The following is an 18,626-nucleotide window of genomic DNA, read 5'->3' as shown; positions in this document are numbered from 1 at the left end:
AGACATTATTTCTTGGCCGTTTCAACGCCATCTGCCGGCACATTCACATGAAAACCTTCTACCTCCGGCTGAACATAACCGAGCTCCTGCGCCTTCTCCGGAATTTGTTCCTCCAGCTTTTCTTTTTGGATACTAAGTTCCTTCACTTCCGCGTTGATCGCTTGAATGTCCGTATTCAAATTAAACATTTGGCGCTTAATGTTGTAAAGTGACACATTTTGCCATAACAACCCGCCCATTACGGCCACGCAAAAAATAACCGTCATCATATACAGCAACTTCTCACGGACCGGCAAAGGCGAACGGCGGGTGACCACCTTCGTCGTTTCCCGATAACGCTGCGGTTGATAGCTGCGTTCTGATTGCTTCTCCTTGACTGCCAGATTCCCACGCGTATAAGCCATTTACGATACCTCCACACCGGTTTGCAATTTCTCCGCCACGCGCAATTTCGCGGAACGGGCTCGCGGATTCTCAGCCAACTCCTGCTCCGACGGAACGATTGGTTTCCGGTTGATTAATTTAAGTGATCCTTTGCCGCCGCACACGCACATCGGAAAATCGGGCGGGCAAGTACATTTCTCCACATAGCTGGCAAAGATTTGCTTACAGATTCGGTCCTCCAACGAGTGGAAGGTGATGACCGAAACCCGTCCTTCCGTCGCCAAACAACGGATAGCGGCATGCAGCCCTTCTTCGAATGCGCCCAGCTCATCGTTGACCGCGATACGCAAGGCCTGAAAGCTGCGCTTGGCGGGGTGCCCCCCCGTACGCCTAGCGGCCGCCGGAATGCCCTCCTTAATCAGCTCGACGAGCTGACCCGTCGTTTCAATCGGCTCCTGCGCTCGCCGGTCTGCAATGACCTTGGCGATCCGCCTGGAAAATTTCTCCTCGCCGTATTGGAACAAGATCCGAGCAATTTCGCGTTCTGGCCACGTATTTACAATTTCCCGAGCCGTCAACGAGGCCGATTGATCCATCCGCATATCGAGCGGTGCGTCCGCATTATAGCTAAATCCCCGCTCTCCTTCATCAAATTGGGGAGAGGAAACGCCGAGGTCGAACAATACGCCGTCCACCTGAGGAACTCCGTTTAGTTGCGGCACCCCTTCGATCTCCCGCAATTTTTGCTCAATGTAGCGGAAATTGCTTTTTACCAAAGTTAATTTGTCCGCATAGGCTGCTAGCCGCTCCTTGGCATTATCCAATGCCCAGTCGTCCTGGTCGAAAGCAATCAGCCTTCCCCCGGGACCTAGCTTGGATAAGATAACGGAGCTGTGGCCTCCGCCTCCCAACGTACAATCCACATAAATGCCGTCCGGCTTGATGCGCAGCCCTTCTGTTGCTTCTTCTTTGAGTACCGTGATGTGATGGAACAAGACTTACGCCCCCAAACCTGAATTCATTTGACTTAGCTTAATGAATAACCCCTTCTAAAGATCGAAGTTGAAATCCACCAGCTTCTCAGCAATTTCGTTAAACGTATCTTCCGACTGCTGGAAGTATTGCTCCCACGTGTCTTTGCTCCAAATTTCTACGCGATTCGACACGCCTAAAACAACGCAATCCTTCTCCAGTTTGGCATACTGCCGTAAATTACTCGGCAAGTTTACCCTTCCCTGTTTATCCCATTCACATTCGGTTGCTCCCGAGAAAAAAAACCGGGTAAACGCACGGGCGTCGGATTTCATCAGTGGCAAGGCCTTCAGCTTCTGTTCCAGCACTTCCCATTCCTGCATTGGATAAACGAAAAGACACTGGTCCAAGCCGCGGGTTACAACGAAAGAGCTGCCGAGGAGTTCACGAAACTTAGCCGGAATAATAATCCGGCCCTTATCGTCAATGCTATGTTGGAATTCCCCCATAAACATTGGTGACTCACTCCTTACCTCTTTCCCCCACTTTGCACCACTTTACACCACTGTGATATGTAACTATTCCACACTAAATGTGAAATTCCTTCTTAGGTTCAAATTTTTTTTGACATGAGTTGGATTCGAAGAGTGCATTGCTTTAGGACAGCGACCGCGGTAGAAGCTTCGTTTGGCGCTTAGGAAGCAGCAAAAAGGACTATCCCGACAGATTGAATCTGCCTGAGATAGTCCACTTATCGTGCGTTAACAGTAAAAACTACGGTTATTTTATGGATTGATCTCTAGTTTCTGCGAATTAACAGCATTTTGTACCGTTATTTTAGGTGAAATCCTCCAACTTTGCTCTATCCGTCGAAATTAGCGGTAGGATTTACCGTTAAATCTCCTCTAGCGGGAGAAAAGCAACAATTAACGGTACGATTTACCGTTAACTATCGCCTCTTGGCGATGGAGCAATATCAGTTGGAACAAGGATCTTCTCTCCACCAGCGATCGAACTGCTCCCGCACTCCCAACAAATTAATGCTCTTGCCAGCTATCCAGGTAAGCGCGTTGCTCCGCGGACAGCGTATCGATGTTCACGCCGAGGCTTTCCAATTTGAAGCGAGCTACCTGCTCATCCAATTCGTAAGGGACATTAACAACCGTCTTCCCGATTTCTTTATAACGGTCATTGACGTATTTCAAAGACAACGCCTGCAGCGCAAACGTCATGTCCATAATTTCAGCTGGATGTCCATCACCAGCAGCCAAGTTCACCAGACGGCCTTCGGCGAGCAAGTACATTTTGCGTCCGTCTTTCAGCTGATATTCTTCAATGTTCTTACGCACCGTGCGAACAGAAACCGAACGCTCCTCAAGCTCTGGCTTGTTCACTTCCACGTCGAAGTGGCCGGCATTGGACAGAATCGCGCCATCCTTCATCACATCGTAGTGCTCGCCGCGAATGACATCGCGGTTGCCTGTTACGGTAACGAAGAAATCGCCGATCTTCGCTGCTTCCAGCATCGGCATCACTTGGAAGCCATCCATCACCGCTTCCACCGCTTTGATCGCGTCAACTTCGGTAACCACAACGTTAGCGCCGAGGCCTTTGGCCCGCATCGCCACGCCTTTGCCGCACCAGCCGTAGCCGACAACAACCACGGTTTTCCCCGCAACGACCAGGTTTGTCGTCCGGTTAATGCCATCCCACACCGATTGGCCGGTGCCGTAACGGTTGTCGAACAAGTATTTGCAATAAGCATCGTTAACTGCAACCATCGGGAATTTCAACTGACCTTCCTTGTCCATCGCTTTCAGACGCAAAATCCCGGTAGTCGTCTCTTCAGCGCCGCCCCGCACATTTTCCAGCAAATCCTGACGTTCCGAGTGCAAGATCGTCACCAAATCACCGCCATCATCGATGATCAGATCCGGCTTCGTCTCCAGCGCTTTAATCAACAAGGCTTTATACTCTTCCGGTTCAGGATTATATTTGGCGTAAACGGTGATGCCATCTTCAACGAGTGCAGCACATACATCGTCCTGCGTCGACAGCGGATTGCTGCCGGTAATCGTCACTTCTGCCCCACCGGCTTGGATGACTTTCGCCAAGTAGGCTGTTTTGGCCTCCAAATGAAGCGAGATGGTTACTTTCAAGCCCTTGAAAGGTTGCTCCGCTTCGAATTGCTTCCGAATTCGGTTCAGCACCGGCATATGGGCTTCCACCCAATCAATCTTCAAATGCCCCTCCGGCGCAAGCTTCAAGTCGGTAATGATGCTGTTCTGAATGGCCAACGAACTCATTAATGTCTCCTCCTATAAATAGATAATTCGATGTTTGCCAGTTAACTCATAAGGGATATTCATCAGGTCTTCGATCCAATCCTCCCCATACCGATTTAATGCATCAAAGAGATTGTAGACTCTCTCCTGCGGTTTGCCTAGAGGGAACAACGAAAGTTGAATCCGATCGAAATGGCGTAAGCCGGTCTCATGAATTTTCTCCAGTGTATCCTTCGCTTTGCCCCGCAAATACTCAATTTGACCAATGATTTTGTCCCGATTCACCGCCCCGAGTCTGGATAAGTCGTTTTGAATCCCTGCCAGTTCCTCAATGAGCGGATTGTACAGATCCACAAACGCAGCGATGACCTCATCAAACCGTTGGTCGACCGGCATTCGCTCCTGCGCTGCAAGCCAAGCATCACGTCTGCGTCGGAAGCCTTCCGCATCCTTCACATCGTCCCAGCTGAGCTGGTATTTTTGCATGTGCTTTTGGACGGTGCGATCGACTACGGTGAAGGCTTCCCGTGCCAGCAGCAACGGCATTTTCAGCCCCAGTTTATGAAACGCTTTGCGCGTCAGACCCCAGTATGCAATTTCGCCGGGGCCAAGAACCGAGCCGAGGACAGGCAGTAAACTATCCTGCATCAATGGGCGAGTTAACACATTGTTGCTGAACCGCTCGGGATGCTCTCGTAACTCGTCAAGCAGTTCGTCAACCGTAAAGGAGACCTTGCCCTTACGATCCTCGAAGCGGCCCTCCCGTTTAAACAGCAGCAGCCTTTCGCGTTCATTAATATAGAACAAATTTGCTCCATCTACAGCCACTTCAGCCGAAGGTTCAAATCCCAAGTTTGCCAAATCTCGTACCGTTTCGTGGTAAGCCGACTCCAACTCGTCATTGCGACGAATCATTTGCTCAAACACAGGGATCTCCAAGCGGCGAAGCTCAGGATCCGACGAGTCGAGCAGCACCAGCCCGTATTTTCCAAACAAAGTCCCCATGAGCTTGGCAAAAGCGACGGACAAGTTATCCGCATCCGCGGATGAGCTTCGTGCCAAATCCAGGATCGCCGCCTTATGCTCACTATCGGGCAGCAGCTGCTCCAGCTCTGTTAGGGCCTTGTCCCACGCCTCAGACATCACTTTCGTAAAGCTGACGGGGAGCCGTTCCATGCCGCCTCGGTGCATGCGAATCCGACGCACCTGCAAATCCGGCGCCATGACATAGGTGTGATTAACCTCATCCCAATCGTGGTCTTCGCCGGCAATCCAGAACACCGGCACCACCGGGCGATTTAACCGGACAGAAGCATCCTTCGCCGCTTTGAGGATGGTCACCGCTTTATAGATCACGAGCAGCGGCCCGGTAAACAATCCGCTTTGCTGCCCGCCTACAATTACCGCCGTTCCCGGCTGCTCAAGCTGATGGATTGCCTGCTCCACGGCTGGGTCCGGGTTATACTGTCTGTTATATTCACGAAGTCGGGCTGCTAGCGTCTTCCGATCTACGCGCGTATGCTCTGATTGATCAAGCCATGCGACTCGTTCAGCCCAGCTGCTCGCTTCCGCCGGGTTGCTCTCATACAAATGCTGAACCGTAGCAAACTGATTTACGTAGACTTCAGCCAGCGGCCCCGCAAATGAAAGTTGCTCTTGAACGACATTCATCAGTTTGCGTCCTCCTGTCTGCATCAAAACCTTACTTGATTGTAACGGATGTCCCACTGCTCCGTCAAAGAAATCCTTACTTTTGCTAAACCTCTAACTTTCCGTAATTAATAAGGCGCAAAAAAACTCCCGCATCCGTCATACACGGCTGCGGGAGTTCGCAGGTTCGATCAACCTTTTTTCGGCATGGAGACGAAATGGCCTTTCGACACTTCCACCAACTCGGAATTCTCCAAGTCGTACAAGCCTCCGCTGGCTGCGCCTTCTTTGCCGATTGGACCGCTGGTCGTATCCTCCAGAACAATCCGTTTCTTATTCGCTTCAACTTCAGGATCCGGAATCGGAATCGCGGACAGAAGGGTTTTGGTATAAGGGTGCAATGGATTGGCATACAGCTCCTCACTATCTGCCAATTCTACGATCCGCCCCAGGTACATCACGGCTACACGGTCACTGATGTGCTTCACCATGGACAAGTCATGTGCGATAAACAGATACGTTAATCCGAGACGTTCCTGCAGATCCTCAAGCAGGTTAACAACCTGGGCTTGAATGGAGACGTCCAGCGCCGAGATCGGTTCGTCACAGATGATGAACTTCGGATTTACCGCAAGCGCGCGAGCAATCCCAATCCGTTGACGTTGACCGCCGGAGAACTCATGCGGATAACGGGTTGCATGGTCCGGGTTGAGACCAACCATATCGAGCAATTCCTCAACGCGTTTCTTACGTTCGGCTCTCGAGCCGGCCAAACCGTGGATATCCAGCGCTTCCCCGATAATATCCGTTACGGTAAACCGCGGATTCAGCGATGCATATGGATCCTGGAAGATCATCTGCATGTCCCGGCGCATCGCTTTCATTTTCTTCGGCGGCAATTTGCTGATATCTACGCTGTTGAAGCGGACACTGCCGGCAGTAGGCTCGTACAAACGAAGAATCGTACGGCCTGCGGTCGATTTACCGCAACCCGATTCGCCAACGAGGCCAAGCGTTTCGCCTTCGGCAATCGAGAAGCTGATGTCGTTGACAGCTTTCAGGACGTTACCGCCGCCAACGTTAAAATACTTTTTCAAACCTTCAACTTCAATTAACGTCTTGCCTTTGCTCATGACGACTGTACCTCCTTGGCCATCGGATGAAGATCCCAGCAACGGGCGGTATGTGTTTCGCTAAATACCGTCGCGCCTGGGTCGATGCGTTCACAAATCTTCATCGCTTGGTCGCAACGAGCAGCGAATGGACAACCAATTGGCGGCTTAATCAAGTCCGGCGGCGTCCCGATAATTGGAATCAGCGGTTCGCCTTTCTTCTGGTCCAAACGCGGCATCGAACGTAACAAACCTTTGGTGTACGGATGTTGCGGGTTTTTAAAGATCTCCCACTTCGTTCCGGTCTCCACCACTTCACCCGCGTACATAACGATGACGCGATCACACATGCCGGCTACAACGCCAAGGTCATGGGTAATCAAAATGATGGAGGTGCCCAGCCGGGATTGCATTTCTTTCATGACGTCCATGATTTGAGCTTGAATCGTCACGTCGAGCGCCGTTGTAGGTTCGTCAGCGATCAACAGCGCAGGCCGGCAGGCAAGCGCAATGGCGATCATGACGCGTTGCCGCATCCCCCCGGAAAATTCGTGTGGATATTGGTTAAAGCGGGCTTCTGCATTTTTGATGCCTACAAGCTTCAGCATTTCGATAGCCTGTTTCTTCGCTTCGCCCGCTGACATTTTCTGATGTTTGATTAATACTTCAGTAATTTGTCGGCCTACTTTGATTGTAGGATTCAAGGAGGTCATCGGGTCCTGAAATATCATGCCAATATCTTTCCCGCGGATCGATTCCATTTGCTTGTCGCTTTTCTTCAATAGGTCTTGCCCTTGGAAAATAATTTCACCTTGCTTAATAATGGAAGGAGGAGACGGAATCAGGCGCATAATCGTTTGGGCTGTGACACTCTTGCCGCTGCCGGATTCGCCGACGATCGCAACCGTTTCACCTTTCCCCACTTCAAAGTTCATACCGCGAACGGCCTTCACTTCTCCACCTTTGACTTGGAAGGAAACATGCAAATCTTTAACTTGTAAAATCGGCTCCATCATTCCACCTCCTACTTCTTCAGTTTAGGGTCAAGCGCATCGCGAAGACCGTCACCAAAAATATTAAACGCCAGCATGATGATACTGATCAGAATAGCCGGGAACAGCATCCGCCAAGGATAATACAACCAGCCGGTCAAGGCATCGTTGATCATCGAACCCAGCGAAGCAACCGGGGCTTGAACGCCCAAGCCAAGGAAGCTAAGGAATGCTTCTGCGAAAATGGCGTTAGGCACAGATAAGGTCACCGTAACGATGATTGGGCCAACTGCGTTTGGCAACAGGTGGCGGAACAACAAGCGTCCGTGGCCTGCGCCCATCGAGCGGGATGCCAATACGTATTCACGGTTCTTCAGCTGCATAATTTCACCGCGGACAATCCACGACATATTAATCCAGCCGGTGATAGTTAATGCCAGGATAATCGTCCCTAAGCTTGGCTCCATCACGACTAGCAAAAGAATCGTAACGAGCAAATAAGGGATGGAGTACAAAATCTCCGAAAACTTACTCATTATTTCATCGACGCGACCGCCGTAGTACCCCATGATTCCGCCGTAAATAACGCCAATCAAGAGGTCGATACACGCCGCCGCCAAACCTACGATCAGGGATATACGAGCCCCCATCCAGGTACGGATAAACATATCACGACCGAGATCATCCGTGCCAAACCAGTGTGCGGCCGATGGCGCTTTGTTCGTATTTAGAAGATCATTCGAATAATAGTTGTAGCCGTAAATTTTACCGACAATCCAAGGAGCGATAATCGCAGCGAGCGTAACTAGCGCCAAGAAAATCAAAGCCGTCATCGCCAGCTTATTGCTGCGCAATCGTTGCCATGCATCACGCCAAGCAGAAATACTTTCGCGTTGAATGACTTCGGCTTCTTTCTCGTCCGCGCCAATTTTGCGGAAATCCTCCGCTGTCAGATCGACCGGTGTCGGCATCACTTTCATCGGATTTGTATTTTCCATGCGCATTATCCCTCCTTCCCTTTCGCAAGCTTAATTCTCGGATCCACCAGCACGTAAAGGATGTCTGTGATAAACCGAGCCAACATCAGCAATACGCCGTAAAAAATCGTAATCCCCATAATCAGCGGATAATCGCGAACGCTGATCGCTTGCACGAACTGCTTCCCGATGCCGCCAATCCCGAAGAGCTGCTCAATAACCACAGAACCGGTTACAATGTTTGCCGTCATTGGTCCCATGTAGGTGATGACCGGCATAATCCCGTTACGAATAACGTGACGGAACAGAATGGCCATCCAGCCCAAGCCTTTTGCTTTTGCTGTTTTAATGTAGTCCGCATGCAATACCTCCAGCATGCTGGAACGAGTCAAACGGGCAATAAACGCGATCGGCTGCGCCGTGAGAGCCGCTACCGGCAACACATAGTACATTGGACCTTTAAAACCCATCGTTGGCAACCAGTGCAGCTTCGAAGCAAACACATACTGCAGCAATGAAGCCACGACGAAGCTAGGTACCGCGATGCCCAGCACCGCTAACACCATCGCCACATTGTCAATCAATTTGCGATGATACAGCGCTGCCAGCATACCAAGCAGTACCCCAAGGATTAACGCGACGATAATCGCCACGATCCCCAGCTTCAATGAAGCCGAAAACGTTTGACTGATAATGTTCGATACATCCTGGTTGATTTGCTTCATGGAAATTCCCAAATCGCCCTGAGCAATTTCACCCAAATATTTCAGATATTGCTGGTAAACGGGCTTATCGAGACCTAACTGTTCTATAAGGCGCTCCTTAATTGCCGGAGGTACCTGCTTCTCTGAAGTCAGCGGATTCCCTGGAATCGCCTTCATCAAGAAAAAGGTAGCCGAGATCAAAATAAACAGTGAAATTAACATGTAAAAAAACTTACTGGCAATATAGCGTACCATGCCCGTTCACACCTCCTTCTTTTAAATTTCGACATATATCGATTTTAGGTGAAAAGAACCACTTTGTCTATTCCATATATTTGTATAAGGACGTAATGCTTGGAAGAAGAGGACACGCAAAAAAAACGGGATATATATGGAATACCCACATATATATCCCGAGATTTCTATGCGATTAACAATGACTTATTTACGATCATCCGTAATATAAGCGCGGCTGTAATCGATCGCACCGCTGTAGTCGAGAACTACACCTTTCAACCACGGTTTCGTAGCCGAAACGTTCGTGTAGTAGTAGATCGGCATCAAGACTTGGTTGTCCTTGATCAAGATTTCTTCTGCTCTTGCGAAGTTCTTGTCGCGAACAGCCATATCGTCGCTAGTTTTGGCTTCTTTGATCAGCTTGTCGTATTCTTCGTTCGAGAAACCAGTGTCGTTGTTGCCGCCACCTGTTACCCACATATCCAAGAAAGTCATCGGATCGTTGTAGTCAGCACTCCAACCAGCACGAGCTATTTGATAGTTCAGGTTTTGACGGTTTTCGATGAATACGGCCCATTCTTGGTTTTCCGTTTTCACGTCAACGCCCAGGTTCGTCTTCCACATATCAGCAACCGCCAAAGCGATCTTCTTGTGCGCTTCACTGGAGTTGTAAGTCAATGTGATCTCAGGCAATTTCGTATAGCCTTCTTCTTTCATACCTTGTTCCAGAAGCTTCTTCGCTTCTTCCACGTTTTCTGTGAAGTAGTCGTCTTTGTGTTCATTACGATATTCGTCATTCAGACCTTTGATACCCGGAGGTACGAAGCCAAATGCCGGAACTTGTCCGCCCAGCGTTACGTTGTCAACAATTTTTTGACGATCGATTGCCATCGAGAACGCTCTGCGGATATTTACGTTATCAAACGGTTTAGCCGTTACGTTAAATTCATAGTAGTACGTACTAGCAATCCCTTTGATATCCAGTTCGTCTTTCAGTTGATCTTTCAGGATCGGAATTTGGTCGGTTGGAATTTCACCGTTAGGCGCACCAGCGCGATCCAATTCGTTGTTTTGGTAAGAAGCCAGCTCTGTTGCACTGCTGTTCACCAGGGACATTGTGATTTTATTCAGCTTGATGTTGGCTTTATCCCAATAGTTTTCGTTCTTCGTAACTTCGATCGTTTGGCCTTTCACCCAGTTGGTCAGCGTGAATGCGCCGTTAACGATCATTTTGCTTTGGTCAACCGCCCATTTCGGGTCGTCCTTAACGGATTGGTGAACCGGATAGAACGTATAGAAGGAAGTCAGACCCAGGAAGTAAGGAGTTGGAGCTACCAGTTCTACTTCCAGCGTGTAGTCGTCAACTGCTTTGACGCCGACTTGGCTGAAATCCGTGATGGTTCCTTCGTTATATTCTTGAGCATTTTTCAGATAATACAATTGGTAAGCATAAGGTGCAGCCGGATCTGTGTTCGGGCTCAGAACGCGCTCCCAAGCGAATACGAAATCGTTCGCCGTTACAGGGTCGCCATTGCTCCAAGTTGCGTCCTTGCGCAGATGGAACGTATACTTCGTTCCGTCAATGTCCCAGCTTTCAGCTGCAGCGGGGATAACTTGACCGGATTCATCCATACGAGTAAGACCTTCATACATCAATTTCAGAACCGTGTTCGCTTGGCTGTCTTGAGCTTGAGCCGGATCAAATGTTGGCGGTTCAGCGCTCAGGTTAATTCTAAGCGTTTGATCTGCGGCCAGTTTCTCTCCGCCGGTGTTACCATTGTCGGAAGCTGTATTGCCTCCATTTGCTGCGCCATTGTTAGCAGCGCCACTGTTTCCGTTGTTCGATCCGCATGCGGCAAGCAAAGTGCCGACTGCAAGAACGAGCGTCAGAAGAAGCAATAGACTCTTACTCTTCTTCATCTAGCAATATCCCCCTTAAAATGGTTTGGTATATGTTTTTAGATTATACAACCAGCGGTCAAAAAAATCCAACACAAAATTAAAGATTTTTCGCGTAATTTGTCAAATTTCGCGCTAGACTTTAACAAAATAGTCCAATATACAATATTGACATTTGATTTTCTTAACAATTAACCAAGAATGTCATCCCTTTATTCGGTATTGGAAAGTTAAGCATAGTTTGACCTAAGCGGCGGTGATATATGTAATAAAGCTGATCAAAAATAATAAAACGTATGCTAATCCGGTTGCCGCAAACGCCAAACGCCACACCACACGCAGCAGCTTGCGTGCGTCGACCCTTCCCTTCAAGCGAGTCTGCGCCCCGCCAATCAATCCGCTAACCACCAATAGAATGATTACGATCAGATAGAAGCCAAAGGTCGAATGGAACACATTATTAAACAAAGCAGAGACCGACAAGATCAGAAATAGCGTCGTTACGTCCATGGCCAGCTTTAACGCTCTTTTCTTGTCCCGTTTGACATAATAATGAATGAAGTAAACGAGCCCAAATGGAATGACCGGTATCATAGCCAACACGATAAAGGAAGAGACCAACGCTTCCAAAGCCTCACCTCCGCATCAATTTTGGTTATAGAAAAAATCAATTCAAAAAAGTAAGTAACTATATTTTTATATCCATGTCAGCTTACAAAGCTCGGACCAACCGCCAAACCATCTCGTGTCCAGGAACCGCGACCCCTTTGCTGCGCGCCATCTCAACGATTTTCCCGTTAATCTGATCAATCTCCGTTGGCGCTCCCTGCTGCACGTCCTTTAGCATGGAAGAGATATTCGTTGAGGTTGATCGACAAACCTTGACGATTTGATTGAACATATCGGCATCGTGTGGAATCCCGTAAGCCTCATAAACCTGTAATCCTTCATCGCAAAGTTGCTGGAGCAGGCCCATTCGTTCATCGTTCTCCAACAGTTGGCCGTTATTCAGCCGCCACAAAGCTGTTAAGGGGTTAATCACCGCATTGATTAGCAGCTTTCTATAGACTTCTCTCCCGATGTCTTTCGACAAAAGGGCGGTAAATCCTGCCTTCACCAGCAATTTCACGAAACTTTCTGCATGAGACTCCAGATCGGCCATATCGCCGTTCGCACCAATCTGCGTTGTCCCCTGGCCAGCCCGGTTCACGCTGCATTCATCCAGCCGTTTGGCACCTTCCGTTGTAATCGCCGCATAGAGCGGTATCCCCGGCAATGCTTTGCCGATCAGCTCAAGATGTCCGATCCCATTTTGAAAGCACACAACCTTCGTCTCTGGCCCCACAATCTGCTTCAGAAAAGACAGCAGCTTCGCATCGATATGGCGTTGCTTCGTCGTTAACACCAGCCATTCAGCCGCCCGCTCCGGCACGCCACTTTCTCCAGCGGGTAAAGCTTTGAACCGCTTTCCATGCACAACGGTTGTGGACCCGTCCGCTTCAGTAAGACGAATCCCTTCTTTATTCAGCTTTGCAGCCTGCTCAGCGGTTCTTGTCCAAAAACGTACCGGCACACCAGACGCCGCCAGCTTACCGCCAAACAGCAGCCCCAGTGCACCGGCGCCGATGATATCGATCTGCATAAAGCTCCACTCCCTTTCTGTATCTCCTAATCCCTTTATACCAAACTCCCCCCTAACGACACAAAAATCCCGCCATTTAGGCGAGATTTTGCGATAGTTTTCGGTTATTCGATCCGTTCTAAATTTCCGTTCGCATCCATTTTGAATCTGGATTTGTTTTCTTCGTCTTCTTCATTTAAGAAAGCTAATCTTCTAGCCCGGTCCATGATCTGAATTAACGCTTTATAGTCGTCGTTCACAACCCGATAATCCGTCTGCACCTCATTGACCTGCGCCGACAACTTCTCGTTTTCCTCGCGAAGCTTCGCAATCTCCTCTTCTTTCTCTTTAAGCTCTTTCTCCAGCGTTTTGATTTGCCGATTCGTTTCCTGAATCGTGTTTTTCCATCCGCGTAAGAAGCGGATCACCGCGTCAATCGAAATCGTCTCCTCCGACACCCCATCTCCGCGATAACCGTTGTCGTCCATATCGACGGAAGTAAGCGAGGCCATGCCGGAACCGGCCGTTAGCGAGTTTTGCTTTTTCATATAATTACGTTTCTGTCTTTGTGCTTTCGCGATGCTGATGGCCGCTTCGTACTTCTTGCGAACGCAGCTGTTCCATCGGAAACCGCAGGCCGCCGCCGTTCTGCCTATCCGTTCCCCGACCTCTTCGAAAGCGTTTAATTGGGTGCTGCCCTCCCGTATATGCCGAAGGGTAACCTCGGCCAGAATCAAATCATCTTCTGGGCTCCATGCATCTTGTCTCACAGCTGTCATGCTATAAAAACCTCCTAACGACATCCTAATCTAACCGTCATCCAACCGGCGGTCTCCGGCAGGCGTAAGGGTAAAATGCTTCTTACTCCATTTCTATGCCTCTCATAGAGTTCATAGAATCTATTTGATACTAAAATGTATTTCCAAAATCCGGGGACTCCATACATGACGTTTCATGAAATGAATAACAAGAGCAGGGGGCGCCAACACTACTGTAAGGTTTGTCACAACAACACCTTCGATATTTGGCTAAATCGTGACTTTTCGTTTACACTTTTCAGCCTAACGGGTATAATGGGAAAAGGAATGGAAGGCTCGTTGATACATAAGAAAGGGGGATTACCTCGTGGCACGCATGTTTCGCGTCCTTGGCTTCTTCACACTGGCTATTGGGCTTATGGCCTTTGCGGGCGATCTGACGGAAATGGCTTTGCTGTTCTTCTTGCAAACCGCCTTTTTCGTCCTTTTCGGCTATCTGAAGCTTACCGAGAGAACCTATATCCTGCTGTTCTGGGGATATATGATCGTCGCATTTACCGGTTTCAGCTACTGGACGGTCTTCAAAATGGGTTTACCCCTCTAATCCCAAATCTCATAAGTATTTCAAAAAGGTGTTTCGGCATGATGCTGGAACGCCTTTTTTCGTGAGTTCTGCTATTTCGGGACCTGTTATCATATATATAGGACAACTACAGATGGGAGAGGATCGTTGTTGAAGATACGCATCATATCGCTCTGTCTATTGCTGTTGCTGGCAGCTCTTCAGTTTGCCAGTTTGTCGGCTGCCGCTGCTCCGCTGACTGCTGAAGAACAACAGATCCTGGAACAAAGCTTGTCCATTCAGGAAATCGACCGGGAAATCGAGCGAATCGCTTCCCGCCAGCAAGAGACGGCAACAGACCTTCACAAGCTGCAGGCACTATTAAGCGATAAAAACGAGCAAATCCGGATCAGCCGCGAACAAGCTGGCTTAAGACTACGCGCGTATTATATGGGGGAACGGGAAAATCTGCTGTATGCTTTGCTGAGTGTGAACAGTCTGAAGGATTTTTTTACCGTATTGGATTATTATCAACTCATTCTGGATCGGGATCGTACCATCCTTAACCAATACAAGTCGGAATATGCTGATCTGACGAAGACCAAACAGAAGCTGGAAGCCACGTCCACTGAACTGGCCCGTATGAAGGAGGAACTGGAGCTCCAGCGCACCCGGGTGGCCGCGCTTCGACAAAGCGTCGACGAATCCCTTGGCCTCAGCGCCGATCCCGAGAAGTTAAAGGCGTTAATTCAGGAGTTGACTGCCTATTGGGAGAACGTTGGACTGTACGAGCTTCGCAGATATTTTCAGGCACTCAGCTCCGCGATGTCGCAATTCTCCGACTTTTTGAAGCAGAACGAGAGCAGTTTGATTGCTGAAAAAGGGGGCTATCGTCTTGAGGTCCACGAGCAGGATCTAAATGCGTTTCTCTACCGCAAGAGCGAGCTGCTCAAGGATATGAGCTTTCAATTCAAAACAAATAAGATCATCGCACGCGGCAGTCGGGAAGGCTTGGAGCTCGAAGTCGAGGGGCATTATACGGTGGAGCAGGAACCGGAGAACGCAATTGTTTTCCACGTAGACCGTTTGCTGTTTAATGGATTGGCTCTCCCGGATACGACGCGTGCTGAACTGGAGCGGGATTTCGACCTTGGCTTTTATCCGAAAAAAATCGTCCCCTTCGTGGAGGCCACTGAAGCGGTGATCTCCGAGGGGACGTTAACTGTGAAATTGAAGTTGACATTATAAATACGAGGTGATGTTTTATCGACTTAGCTCAGCCAACCGTCCGCGATATTGTTTGCCGGTTATCGCTCCGCTTAAAAAATCGGTGGTGGGCGGTGCGAAAGCTGCGAGCTGTTCCGGTAGCGATGGACTGGCTGGCAGCACAATGCCGGATCCCGCAGCCAACGTGGCGGGGATCCAAGCGGGAAGCTGATTTCGCGCGGCTTCGTAATAAATCGTTTTGAGAACGGGAAGATTCCCGGTAGTTTCATACCATCGCGCTTGATTATAAAGGGAGGTCATTTCCGAGATCCACAATCCGGCCGCATCGGGATGATCCGTTTGGGAAGAAACGGCGTAACTTCGGCCGAGGATCCACGTCGACGCTAGATTCTGTTGCAACTCAGGCATCCAGATTTTCGTGCGAGGATGCCGGTGCTTCTCGGCTTCCGTTGCCGTCGTGATCATCATCGACAGTTCGCCGTCACTCAGCTTGCTCCACGCATCCAATCCAGTCAAGCTAGAATCCATGAGCGTTGAGCGCAGTGATTCCAGCAGTTGCAAGGCGTATGTCAGATGCCCCTCTTCCATTGCATAGAAGGGTCCTGAACCGGTTGGTTTCCAGCCTCCGCCGACTTGCCATAGTAAGGTCGCTGCAGCGTAGGGATCACGGAAATCCAACCCTAATAGGTAGGGCTGGGAATGTTGTTTTTTGAAGGTGGAGATGAAGACGTTCCAATCATCCGCTGTAGCCGGCGGGCGTTTCCATCCTAACTGCTTCAGCTTGTCCTCATGATAGACCAGCACATAGGGATCCACATCGAGCGGGACTCCCCAGACGTAACCATTCCACTCGTTCGGAATTAAGGAAGCGCTTAACACTTCGCCTGACAACGAGCCCGAGAAATACCCCTCCGTGGGCAGCAGGTAACCGTCCGCCGCAAAACGGCGAACCCAGACATTGTCCAAAAGCAGGACGTCCGGCGACTCCCCAAGCTTCATTAGCTTGCGTTGGTACGCGGGATAACTCTCCTCCATCGGCACATTCACTAGATCCACCTCCACCGGATGGCTCAGCGTAAACTGCCGGTTCATCTCCTCCAGACGACGGAAGTCAGTCTCATTCATCTGTACTGCCACCTGGATGTGGCCAGTCTCCTCCTTGGTTTGCGCTTCAGGCGGCGTAACCGGCTGAGCCTCCCCGCCGTCTTCTTGGCGAACTAGCGTTAATTCTTCGCTAGGCGACAGATTAATTAAAGCGAGCAGGAGGATTGCAAAAAGCACCCAATGATTTTTTCGCTTCACGCCTGTCCTTCCTCTCCACAATTTAGGAGCGCACGTCACGTCAATCGATAACCTTCTGATACTCCGTATTGTAGCAAATTGCCGGATGAATTGTCCCGTAAAAAAATGTATAAGCCGCGGCGGGCCCTCTGACCGATATGTGATTTCGAACTGTAACTGATCCGCCTCTTAGTTGAGTTTACCACCATTCACTGAAAAGTCCGGCTCACGTGATTCCTGCAAAAATACAGTTTTTGTGCGGGGAAGTTGCTATTTTGTCTAGAAAGCCTGGAAAAGTGCAGGTTTATTTGTGGAAAAGCCCTTTTTGCCCTATTTCGCGAAAAATAATTGCACTTTTGCAGGTTCCTACTTCGAGAACACACACGAAAAAAGCCCGGTGAATCAAGTGACACGATTCGCCGGGCTGTTGCTATTTTTTTCTCGCAATGGACGGATGAGACGCGCTCACAATAGACAACCCGGCAAACAAGAATGGACCGAAGTCGTTATTGCCAACTTGCCACCCACCGTAGCTGCCCGAAGGATCGACCGAGTCCTGAGCGAGCTCTCCCTGCTACAATAAATCCGCCGCCAGCTGAGCCAGCTTCGAGCGTTCGCCCTTCTCCAGCGTGATATGCCCGCTGATCCCCTGGTCGCGAAAGCGTTCGACCAATATGGTTAACCCGTTGCTGGAAGCGTCCAGATACGGATGGTCGATCTGCTCCGGATCACCGACCAGCACGATCTTGCTGCCTTCGCCGACGCGCGACACGATTGTCTTCACCTCATGGCGGGACAGGTTTTGCGCCTCGTCCACGATAATAAACTGCCCCGGGATTGAGCGGCCGCGGATGTAGGTGAGGGCTTCGACCTGGATGCTGCCCAGCCCCATCAAGATTTTCTCAATGTCACCGGATTTCTTCGTATCGAATAGATACTCCAAGTTATCATAGATCGGCTGCATCCACGGGCGCAGCTTTTCTTCCTTTTCTCCGGGAAGATAACCGATATCTTTGCCCATCGGGACAACGGGCCGGGCAATCAACAGCTTTTTGTATTTGTGCTCATCTTCGACCTTCAACAGCCCGGCGGCTAACGCAAGCAACGTCTTCCCCGTCCCGGCTTTGCCCGTGATCGTGACGAGCGGAATATCATCGTTAAGCAGCAATTCCAATGCCATGCGCTGCTGCGCATTTCGAGCGCTGATTCCCCAAATCGGCTCATTGCTAAGATACAACGGTTCCAAACGAGTAGCATCTTCGTTTACTTTCAGCAAAGCGGATTTTCCGGTTCCCATCTCATCTTTTAATATCACAAACTCATGCGGATAAAGGGAATAACTAAGTCCCAGCGGTTTAATGGGCAAAAAGCGATACGTATAAAATTCATCTATCACCGATGGGTGAACCTTAATGGTTGAATAACCTCCGTATAGATCGCTGGGGCCTACGGTTCGGTCTGACAAGTAATCCTCAGCATGAAGTCCTAGAACATCGGCTTTGATCCGAACCAGTACATCCTTGCTGACCAGGATCACCGGCCGCGGCGTTTCCATCTCCGCTTGCTCCAGGTGATAATTCAGGGCTACGGCAAGAATCCGGTTGTCGTTAGTGACTTCCCCGAACATTTCCTGAACCTTGACGAAGCTGCGGTGATTTAACTCCACCTTAATTCGCCCGCCGCCCTCCAGCGGTACGCCATCATGCAAATGGCCCGTCGACCGCAAGCCATCCAGCAAGCGGGAGACGCCCCGCGCATTCCGGCCGATCTCGTCGGCGTTACGCTTCTTGCTGTCGATTTCCTCCAGCACGACAGCCGGAATGACCACATCATGTTCGTCAAAGGCAAATACGGCCCCCGGATCATGCAATAATACATTCGTATCCAATACAAAGATCTTCTTCACCATTATCCCCTCCACCGCGGTCATTGCAGCCTTATGAGCATACATATTTTTTGGCGTCC

The 18,626-nt window shown here is 49.8% G+C and carries 17 protein-coding genes; 2 read left to right on the top strand and 15 right to left on the bottom strand.

Features of this window, described 5'->3' with window-relative positions; genetic code table 11:
• Positions 1-5: 5 nt before the first annotated feature.
• The 13 genes from PBA01S_RS04145 to PBA01S_RS04085 form a co-directional block, all read right to left on the bottom strand.
• Positions 6-404: a hypothetical protein gene (locus PBA01S_RS04145; protein ID WP_016311499.1), complete on the bottom strand. Its 399-nt coding sequence runs from the start codon at positions 402-404 to the stop codon at positions 6-8.
• Positions 405-1,379: a 16S rRNA (cytosine(1402)-N(4))-methyltransferase RsmH gene (gene rsmH, locus PBA01S_RS04140; protein ID WP_028537932.1), complete on the bottom strand. Its 975-nt coding sequence runs from the start codon at positions 1,377-1,379 to the stop codon at positions 405-407.
• A gap of 54 nt (positions 1,380-1,433) precedes the next feature.
• Entirely contained in the window at positions 1,434-1,871 is a 438-nt protein-coding gene (gene mraZ / locus PBA01S_RS04135; protein WP_009225592.1) for a division/cell wall cluster transcriptional repressor MraZ, read from the bottom strand.
• Between the two features lie 522 nt (positions 1,872-2,393).
• Positions 2,394-3,662, bottom strand: coding sequence for an adenosylhomocysteinase (locus PBA01S_RS04130; protein WP_028537931.1), 1,269 nt, complete (start codon positions 3,660-3,662; stop codon positions 2,394-2,396).
• 12 nt (positions 3,663-3,674) lie between these two features.
• On the bottom strand, positions 3,675-5,312 hold the full coding sequence (bshC, locus tag PBA01S_RS04125; RefSeq protein ID WP_028537930.1) for a bacillithiol biosynthesis cysteine-adding enzyme BshC: 1,638 nt from the start codon (positions 5,310-5,312) through the stop codon (positions 3,675-3,677).
• Between the two features lie 170 nt (positions 5,313-5,482).
• Positions 5,483-6,424, bottom strand: a complete 942-nt coding sequence (locus PBA01S_RS04120; protein ID WP_127575406.1) for an ABC transporter ATP-binding protein — start codon at positions 6,422-6,424, stop codon at positions 5,483-5,485.
• Positions 6,421-7,416, bottom strand: coding sequence for an ABC transporter ATP-binding protein (locus tag PBA01S_RS04115; protein WP_016311494.1), 996 nt, complete (start codon positions 7,414-7,416; stop codon positions 6,421-6,423). The genes PBA01S_RS04120 and PBA01S_RS04115 overlap by 4 nt, the downstream gene beginning before the upstream one ends.
• An 11-nt stretch (positions 7,417-7,427) precedes the next feature.
• The gene (locus PBA01S_RS04110; RefSeq protein ID WP_269635492.1) at positions 7,428-8,399 is read right to left on the bottom strand and encodes an ABC transporter permease; all 972 of its coding nucleotides are present in this window, start codon (positions 8,397-8,399) and stop codon (positions 7,428-7,430) included.
• Entirely contained in the window at positions 8,399-9,331 is a 933-nt protein-coding gene (locus PBA01S_RS04105) for an ABC transporter permease (protein ID WP_085169626.1), read from the bottom strand. Before PBA01S_RS04105 ends, PBA01S_RS04110 begins: the two co-directional genes overlap by 1 nt.
• 186 nt (positions 9,332-9,517) lie before the next feature.
• Positions 9,518-11,233 (bottom strand): peptide ABC transporter substrate-binding protein, encoded by a 1,716-nt coding sequence (locus PBA01S_RS04100; RefSeq protein WP_127575405.1) that lies wholly within the window; start codon positions 11,231-11,233, stop codon positions 9,518-9,520.
• Positions 11,234-11,458: 225 nt separating this feature from the next.
• Positions 11,459-11,842 carry a DUF3397 domain-containing protein gene (locus PBA01S_RS04095; RefSeq protein ID WP_085169628.1) on the bottom strand — a complete coding sequence of 128 codons (384 nt, stop codon included), beginning with the start codon at positions 11,840-11,842 and terminating at the stop codon, positions 11,459-11,461.
• A gap of 82 nt (positions 11,843-11,924) precedes the next feature.
• Positions 11,925-12,854, bottom strand: coding sequence for a ketopantoate reductase family protein (locus PBA01S_RS04090; RefSeq protein WP_127575404.1), 930 nt, complete (start codon positions 12,852-12,854; stop codon positions 11,925-11,927).
• Between the two features lie 104 nt (positions 12,855-12,958).
• Positions 12,959-13,612: an RsfA family transcriptional regulator gene (locus tag PBA01S_RS04085; protein ID WP_009225582.1), complete on the bottom strand. Its 654-nt coding sequence runs from the start codon at positions 13,610-13,612 to the stop codon at positions 12,959-12,961.
• 346 nt (positions 13,613-13,958) lie between these two features.
• Here PBA01S_RS04085 and PBA01S_RS04080 point away from each other — a divergent pair, with 346 nt between their 5' ends.
• Together PBA01S_RS04080 and PBA01S_RS04075 are read left to right on the top strand one after the other, a co-directional pair.
• The gene (locus PBA01S_RS04080) at positions 13,959-14,195 is read left to right on the top strand and encodes a DUF2626 domain-containing protein (protein WP_009225581.1); all 237 of its coding nucleotides are present in this window, start codon (positions 13,959-13,961) and stop codon (positions 14,193-14,195) included.
• Between the two features lie 129 nt (positions 14,196-14,324).
• Positions 14,325-15,401 (top strand): coiled-coil domain-containing protein, encoded by a 1,077-nt coding sequence (locus PBA01S_RS04075; RefSeq protein WP_255315286.1) that lies wholly within the window; start codon positions 14,325-14,327, stop codon positions 15,399-15,401.
• Between the two features lie 15 nt (positions 15,402-15,416).
• Here the strand turns inward: PBA01S_RS04075 and PBA01S_RS04070 are convergent, their stop codons facing one another.
• Complete coding sequence (locus tag PBA01S_RS04070) at positions 15,417-16,682, bottom strand: sugar ABC transporter substrate-binding protein (protein ID WP_085169631.1); 1,266 nt, start codon at positions 16,680-16,682, stop codon at positions 15,417-15,419.
• A 553-nt stretch (positions 16,683-17,235) separates the two neighbouring features.
• On the bottom strand, positions 17,236-18,567 hold the full coding sequence (locus PBA01S_RS04065) for a PhoH family protein (protein ID WP_127575402.1): 1,332 nt from the start codon (positions 18,565-18,567) through the stop codon (positions 17,236-17,238).
• Positions 18,568-18,626: the final 59 nt, after the last annotated feature.

The sequence above is a fragment of the Paenibacillus barengoltzii NBRC 101215 genome (assembly GCF_004000745.1).
GTDB lineage: Bacteria > Bacillota > Bacilli > Paenibacillales > Paenibacillaceae > Fontibacillus > Fontibacillus barengoltzii.
This window is presented reverse-complemented; position numbering and strand designations above follow the sequence as displayed.